Origin of the sequence: Nocardiopsis sp. TNDT3, assembly GCF_003427465.1 — a bacterium.
Classification (GTDB): Bacteria; Actinomycetota; Actinomycetes; order Streptosporangiales; family Streptosporangiaceae; genus Nocardiopsis; species Nocardiopsis dassonvillei.
Window position 1 is genome coordinate 1 of record NZ_QPFC01000463.1, and the last position, 4,967, is coordinate 4,967.

The following is a 4,967-nucleotide window of genomic DNA, read 5'->3' on the forward strand; positions in this document are numbered from 1 at the left end:
TTCCCGAGGCGGGCACGGGGCTGACGGAGGACGGGGCGGGGGAGTGGGCCGGGGCCCCGCCGCACCGCTCTTGCGACCCTGCGCCGCTGCTCCCGGTCCGCCCCGGACCACATCCCCTCCTCCGCGCACGAGGCGGAGGGCGGCCAGAGCGGGCGTCCGTTGCGGCGGCGCCACCGTTGGCTCATGACCGCGGACACGATCAACATGGCCAGGACGACGACCATCAGGGCGAGAAGCGCGGCGTACAGGTAGACCTCGGGAATGGGGGGTCACTCCTCGGAAGGGGGGCGTCCTCTCTTCTTCTGTCCCCCTTCCCCTGCCCCCGGGGGAGGCGCTGACACGGCGGCCCCCGCCACCGGCGCCGGGAACGGGCGCGCACCGTCCGTGCGCCCCTCGTCGCGCGGCCCTCCGGGAGCAGGAGCCGGGTCGCGTGACCCCTCAGCCTCCACCGGGTTCGCGACGCGTTTTCCACAGGTCCGGGGCGGGGCTGGAAAGCGGTGCGCGCTGCTGCTTGACTGAGATCGACGGCCACTCCACCCGCGCCCACCGGCACCCTCCCGTGCCCGTGACCGGTTCCGGCGGGGCCGTGACGAGCGCGGCGGGCGGGTGACGGCATTCCGCCCACGCTCCGGCCCGGCCCGGAGCCCCGCGTGATCGAATCCCCGGCCGCCCCCCGCGACGGCCGGTCAGGAGGTGTTCGGACGGTGCCCAACCCCCGTTCGGGAGGAGCGTCCCGAGGAGAGGCCGGACGTACCTACGTCGGCTGGCGGCACGCCGTGCTCCTGCCGCCTCCCGGGCCGGCCCCGCGGCGGCCGACCCCGGCCGACGCCGAGACCGTCAGCGAGGAGTGGATCGCCGCCCAGCGCGACAGCGAGGCCCAGACCAACCGGCCCCTGTACTTCGCCCTGGCCGGGCTCTGCCTCCTTACCCTGCTGCTGCCGCTGCTGTGGACCCTGCGCATCCTTCCCGGCAGCTTCGCCCTCGGCGGCGTGTTCGCCTGCGCCGCCATCGCCGCGCCGATCGCCTTCGCCCTCGTCCAGAGCCGCCAGGTCGTCGCAGCCCGGTTGGAAAGGGCCAGGGAGCGCCTGGCCGCCGAACGCGACGAGCGCGACCGGATCCTGCGCGAACAACAGCACGAGCACGCCCGCAGGTACACCGAGTGGCAGGCGGCCTCGCGGGCCTACGAGGCGCAGCCGCTCTGGTACGGGGTGACCGTCCCCGCCGACAGGGGCACCGTCGTCGTGGTGGGCGGCGACGACGCCGGATGGTCGGCGCTGCTCGCCACCGTCGGGGTCTCCCGGCTGCGCGAGGGCGGCGACCTCACCGTGGTCGACCTCACCGGGCACTCCGTGGCCCGCGAACTCGTCCGGTTGGCCCGCCGCTGCGCCGTCGCCCCGCGCAGGTGGGTGCTCCCCGCCGACCTGCCCCGGATGACCCTGGGCACCAACCTGGACGCGGGCCAGCGCGCGCGCATCCTCTCCGCGGTCGCGTCCGCCTCCGGCGGCACCGCGGAGGCCGACGCCGACGAGACGCTCCTGCTGCGCCTCCTGGAGGTCCTGGGGCCGCACGCGGGGATCGCCGAACTCATCGGCGGCCTGCGCGCCCTGCTCACCCCGGAGGAGGACGCGGCCGAGGACGACCCCGCGCTCGCCCTGCTCACGCCGGGGCAGCGGGCCCGGGTGCGCGAGCGCTGCGGCGACGGGCCGCGCATCGGGGAGCGGGCCTGGGAGCTGGAGCGCCGCCTGAGCCCCTTCGAGGCCGTCGGCACCCGGGCGGACGACAACGACTACGCGCAGGTCAAGATCATCTCCACCGACCGGGCCTCCGGTGAGACCGCCGCGCGCGTCTACGGCACCTACGCCGTGTCCGCGCTCAGCGAGCTGCTGGAGGCGCCCGAGCCCAGGAACGCCGACGGCAGACGCCCCCGCGTGCGCCCGGACCGCACCCGCACCGTCGTGGTCTGCGGCGCCGAGTCCCTCCCCGAGGGGGAGATCGACCAGGTCCTCGCCGCGGCGGCCGACGGCGGGGTGGAGGTCGTCCTGATGTTCCGCACGGCCGTCCCCGCCGCGCTCGCCCGGTTCGCCGACCCCGCCTGCCTGCCGGTGGTGATGCGTCAGGACGGGGGTTCGGCGGAGGCCGTCGAACGCTCCGTGGCCGCGGCGCCCGGTGTCGCCGGGCACGACCCCGGCGGGCTGCGGGTGCACCGCCTCACCGAGGCGGTCGGCGGGGCCGTGGGCGGCGCGGCCATGGGCGAGCCGGAGGACCCCGACGCCGAGGTGGAGGCCGACGACCGGTTCTTCCCCTCCCCGCACACCGAGTCCGGCGCGGTGATCCGCAACGCCGCGGCGGCGGTCGCGCCCCTGGACCTCGTCCGCCATGTGAGATCCGCCACCGCGTGGGGGCGGGTCACCCTTCAGGAGGCCGGCACCGGCGGGTCCGCCGGTACCGGGGACGACGGCGCGGCACCCGGGCGCCCCTGCGGCCTGGACGCCGAGTCGCTGCGCGGACTCCCCGCCACGGCGGCCGTGGTCCTGACCGCCGACGGTCCCGTGCTGGCCGACACCAACCCGGGTATCCTCACCCTGTCCACAGCCACACTCGCCACGGTGGACGACTCCCGGAACACCGGTGACACACCGGGCGTTGGAGGCGGTGGCGCCGCGGCCGCGGCCGCGAGGGGGCGCGGTACCGGAGGCGTCCGCCCCCGGGTCTCGACCGCGGACCCCGACGCCCTGACCGACACACCCGACGGCACCGCCGCCGCGGGCGGGGCTCCCGCGCCCACGGGGGCAGTGGAGGACGGGGTGCCGCCCAACCTGGGACCGCCGCCCGAGAGGTTGGACTGGCGGGTCTGACCCCGGGTGGACACTAGGCTTGGCCCGACACACCGCCCGCCGCCTCCCAGGAGCGAACGGCGCGGGTGGTCCAGCACTTACTGGAGAGTAGATGAGCGAGCTTCCCCTGCGCGCCCAACTGGCATCGGTTCTGGGAAGGAGCGCGGCCAGCCTGTCCCGTGCCACCGGACGCGGAGACGGCTCCGTCATCGGCGGCCGGGTGGCGCTCAAGGTCGAACCCGACCTGCTCGCCAAGCTCGCCCGGGGCCGCAGGCTCGCCCTGGTCAGCGCCACCAACGGCAAGACCACCACCACCAGGCTCATCTCGCACGCCCTGCGCGAGTTCGGCGACGTGGCCACCAACGAGCACGGCGCGAACATGCCCACCGGGCACATCACGGCTCTGTCGAACAACCAGTCCGCCGTCAACGGCGTGCTGGAGGTGGACGAGAAGTACCTCCCGCAGGTGCTGCTCGCCACGCAGCCCGCGTTCGTGGTGCTGATGAACCTCAGCCGCGACCAGATGGACCGCGCCTCCGAGATCAACCTGCTCGCCAAGAAGTGGCGCCTCGCGCTGGGCAAGAGCAACGCCCACGTCATCGCCAACGCCGACGACCCGCTCGTGGCCTGGGCGGGCCTGGGCGCGCCCAACGCCACCTGGGTGTCCGCGGGTCAGCGCTGGAAGGAGGACTCCTGGTGCTGCCCCGAGTGCGGCGGCCACCTCAAGCGCGACGTGGACCCGCACTGGGCCTGCCCCGAGTGCGGACTGGCCCGCCCCGCGACCACCTGGGCGGTGGACAACGCCTCCGACTCCCTCCTCACCCCGGAGGGACAGAGCATCAAGCTGCGGCTGAACCTGCCCGGTGACGCCAACCGCTCCAACGCCGCGATCGCCGCGGCCACCGCCGCCGGATACGGCATCCACCCCGAGCGCACCGTGGAGCGGCTGCGCGAGATCACCTCCGTCGCGGGCCGCTACACCTCCGTGGTGACCATGGGCGTCGAGGTGCGGCTGCTGCTCTCCAAGAACCCCGCCGGATGGCTGGAGTCCTTCGCCGTCCTCGACCCGCCCCACACCCCGGTGATCCTCTCGGTCAACGCGCAGGTCCCCGACGGCAAGGACACCTCCTGGCTGTGGGACGTGGACTACACCGTCCTGCGCGGACGCCGCGTGTTCGTCATGGGCGAGCGCCGCACCGACCTCGCGCTGCGCCTGGAGACCGACGGCGTGCGGTTCGAGGTGGCCGACCGGGTCGACGAGGTCCTGGGCCGCATCAAGGCCGACCAGCCGGGCATCACCAAGGTCGACCTCATCGCCAACTACACCGCCTTCCAGCAGATCCGCACGGCGTACGGCCGCGTCCAGTAGGGAGACACCCATGACGAACACCAGCGCCCTGCGGATCGTGTGGATCTACCCCGATCTGCTGAGCACCTACGGGGACCAGGGCAACGTCCTGATCCTCAAGCGCCGCGCCGAACTGCGCGGCATCCCCACCGAGATCGTGCACGTCCACTCCAGCGACTCCGTCCCCGAGCAGGGCGACATCTACCTGCTCGGCGGCGGCGAGGACCGGCCGCAGATCCTGGCCGCCGAGCGCCTGCGCGCCGACGGCGGCCTCGCCCGCGCCGCCGCCCGCGGCGCCTGCGTCTTCGCGGTGTGCGCCGGGTACCAGATCATCGGCGAGACCTACGGCGACGACGAGGCCAACCCGCTCCCCGGCGTGGGCATCCTCGACATCCGCAGCGGCCGCGGCCAGACCCGCGCCGTCGGCGAGATCGTCGCGGACGTGGACCCGGCCCTGGGCGTGGGCCGGATCACCGGCTTCGAGAACCACCAGGGCCGCACGGCCATCGGCCCCTCGGCCCGACCGCTGTCCACCACCGTGCGCGGCATCGGCAACGACGACCGCACCGAGGGCGCCTACCAGGGCCAGGTGCTGGGCACCTACCTGCACGGCCCCGCCCTGCCGCGCAACCCGCAGCTGGCCGACCTCCTGCTGCGCTGGCGCGTGGGCCAGGTGGCCCCGCTCGCCCCCTCCTGGGGGGAGCGCCTGCACGACGAGCGCCTCGCCGCCGCGATGCGCTGACACCGCGTCCCGGAGGGCCCGACGGGTGAGTCCCGTCGGGCCC

The 4,967-nt window shown here is 74.9% G+C and carries 3 protein-coding genes; all 3 read left to right on the top strand.

The annotated features are described in order from the left end of the window. The first annotated feature begins 704 nt into the window (after window positions 1–704). The 3 genes from DQW06_RS12115 to DQW06_RS12125 all read left to right on the top strand — a co-directional run bounded on the left by DQW06_RS12115 (window position 705) and on the right by DQW06_RS12125 (window position 4,924). Complete coding sequence (locus DQW06_RS12115; RefSeq protein ID WP_370449070.1) at window positions 705–2,855, top strand: hypothetical protein; 2,151 nt, start codon at window positions 705–707, stop codon at window positions 2,853–2,855. A 91-nt stretch (window positions 2,856–2,946) separates the two neighbouring features. Further along, window positions 2,947–4,203, top strand: a complete 1,257-nt coding sequence (locus DQW06_RS12120) for a MurT ligase domain-containing protein (protein WP_013155344.1) — start codon at window positions 2,947–2,949, stop codon at window positions 4,201–4,203. 10 nt (window positions 4,204–4,213) lie between these two features. Beyond that, entirely contained in the window at window positions 4,214–4,924 is a 711-nt protein-coding gene (locus DQW06_RS12125; RefSeq protein WP_013155343.1) for a type 1 glutamine amidotransferase, read from the top strand. Window positions 4,925–4,967 lie beyond the last annotated feature (43 nt).